General features: G+C 32.6%; 1 protein-coding gene. It reads right to left on the bottom strand.

The genetic code is table 11. The features are described from left to right. Positions 1 to 160: 160 nt before the first annotated feature. A complete protein-coding gene (locus V7266_RS29655) occupies positions 161 to 949 on the bottom strand; it encodes a YitT family protein (RefSeq protein WP_335472808.1) in 789 nt (262 codons plus the stop codon). Positions 950 to 1373 lie beyond the last annotated feature (424 nt).

The raw sequence follows: 1373 nt of genomic DNA, 5'->3' as shown, positions 1-1373 counted from the left end.
GAACAATCGCTACCCGTTTATTAAAGTACATCTTTTCACAATCTTGTGCCTTGAGTAACATTTTAGCGATATTACATATGTCAAAGACAAAAAAAAACACATTGTACGTTTGAAGCAACAGCTATGTAATTTTTATATCCACTACCTATTCGATTACGGATTAATGAATGTCCTTTTTCTTAAACCGACCACCATAAACTGCAGAAACATCTGAAGTAATGGTAAATGCTTCAGGATCTATCTCCTTAATAATATCTTTTAGCTTTGTATCCTCTAGCCTTGTAAAAGCACATAGAATAACACGTTTATCTTCACCGCTGTAAGAACCTTCTCCATGGAGGAAAGTGACGCCACGCCCTAATCGTTCTGTAATGGCATCTGCTATCTCATCGGTGTTATCACTAATGATATATTTGCATTTCATATCACCTAATCCTTTTACCACAATATCAATGGTTTTAAACGCAATAAAATAGGTAAGCATTGAAAACAAAGCATTTTCTATAGAAAATACAAAGGCAGCCAATGAGAAGATAATCACATTCACAGCCATGATGATCTCCCCGACTGAAAATGGCACCCTTTTTTCAATTAAAATAGATAATGTTTCAGTACCATCTAAAACTCCTCCATTTCTGATTGCTAAACCTACCCCAATTCCACATATGACACCGCCAAAAACAACTGACAGAAGCTGATCATGTACCATTGGGTCTATATGATGCATGAATGAAGTAATCACAGAAAGAGCTATGATTCCATAGAGCATACTAAAAGCAAATGTTTTACCGATTTGCTTATAACCTAAGAAGAAGAAAGGTAAGTTTAAAATGACTAAAAATATACTAAGGTTGATTGAAGTAACGTGACTTAAAATCATGGATAAGCCCGTCACTCCACCGTCAATTATATTATTCGGAATTAAAACAGCTTCTAACCCGTAAGCCATAATACTGGCACCAATTGTAATAAAAAAAGACCTTTTGACAAACAACATTTCTTACATTTAATTTTTTATGATTTATTTTCTTTTTTTCTTCACTTGTATTCATAAAGCTTTCCCCCTTATATTTATATATTTTAAAAATCACAGAGAATATGTGTTTTTTTCAAGACATAGCTTGTTAGATAGTAAATAAAAATTCAATTAAACATGAGTAAAAAATTATTCATTTGTCACGAAAACACAAAAGGAGCTTGTTACCAAATAGGCATAATAATCCCATGGTGACAGGCTCCTCCATATTAGTACGTAATTTTATTCTTTATAATTTGTATCACATAACGGAGAAATATTCACTTTTGTATAATTAAAATATGTGTTCTGGTAGTTCAACTAACGCTACCCGTTACTTTAAGTGAATTGATTCACA

Origin of the sequence: Neobacillus drentensis (assembly GCF_036965645.1) — a bacterium.
GTDB lineage: Bacteria > Bacillota > Bacilli > Bacillales > Cytobacillaceae > Neobacillus > Neobacillus drentensis_D.
This window is presented reverse-complemented; position numbering and strand designations above follow the sequence as displayed.